We start from the raw sequence: 824 nt of genomic DNA, 5'->3' as shown, positions 1-824 counted from the left end.
GAGATGATCGATGCCTTCATCGGAAAAACATTGGGAAAAGAAGCGCAAAGTCGCTACAAAATCATTATTGATGATCCTGTTGCGGTCGCCAAGTATGTAAAAACACACTTAGAAGAAGTCAAAGCATACCGACGCAAACGCCGAGACGCCTTTTATTACAACTGGCTGTTAAAAATTGATCCAATCTTTCAGCAACCTTTCGAGCCGACCCATGAACTCATGGCTAGTCTAGACCTGAGCAAAGACCAAGAGCCCCATTGTCTCGCCGCCAATTTACGCCGAGCATTTTCGGGAATTGTTGCCGGTAACGTGAAGGCCAAAGGTGTTCAGCAAATAAAAGAAAAAGGCCCTTTCGAGATCAAAGGAGATGAACACATACTGGGGCCGATGGATACGCTGCTCCGCGCTTTCGTCGAGCAAGGGCGGATGAAGCTGCCGGGCTCTCAATATGAGCCTTGTTATACCATCGTGAAGTAGCTCAAGAAAAAGCCGAAACGTCGTGTTTCGGCTTTTTCACATTTTTAGCAACACAAAAAGAATTCTACTTAAGTGAGCTGTAGTACTCCGCTAAGTTTTCGATGTCCGCATCAGACAGCCCTGCTGCTTGCGCTTGCATGATCGCAGCCATACCACCAGTGCGTTGCTTCGCCTTGTAAGCCTTCAACGAAGAAACTAGATATTCCTTGTTCTGACCCGCCAAATTCGGATAGGTCTTAATCGCCGCCATACCATTCGCACCATGACATGCTGCGCAAACCGCAGACTTCGCTTTGCCTGCTGCCGCATCGCCTGCAATAGCAGTGCTGGCACCGAAAGCCATGCAC

At 48.4% G+C, this 824-nt stretch carries 2 protein-coding genes; one reads left to right on the top strand and one right to left on the bottom strand.

Translation table 11 applies throughout. The features are described 5' to 3' along the window. A partial coding sequence (locus A3751_RS15815; RefSeq protein ID WP_156492532.1) for a pyrimidine/purine nucleotide monophosphate nucleosidase domain-containing protein occupies positions 1-477 on the top strand: 477 nt, incomplete at its 5' end. Between the two features lie 64 nt (positions 478-541). On the opposite strand, the gene A3751_RS15810 is transcribed toward A3751_RS15815, so the two are convergent. Further along, positions 542-820 (bottom strand): c-type cytochrome, encoded by a 279-nt coding sequence (locus A3751_RS15810; RefSeq protein ID WP_068457832.1) that lies wholly within the window; start codon positions 818-820, stop codon positions 542-544. Between the last annotated feature and the right edge of the window lie 4 nt (positions 821-824).

It is taken from the genome of Oleiphilus sp. HI0080 (assembly GCF_001635135.1).
Note: the sequence above shows the minus strand (reverse complement) of the source record. Positions and strands in the feature narration are given on the sequence as shown.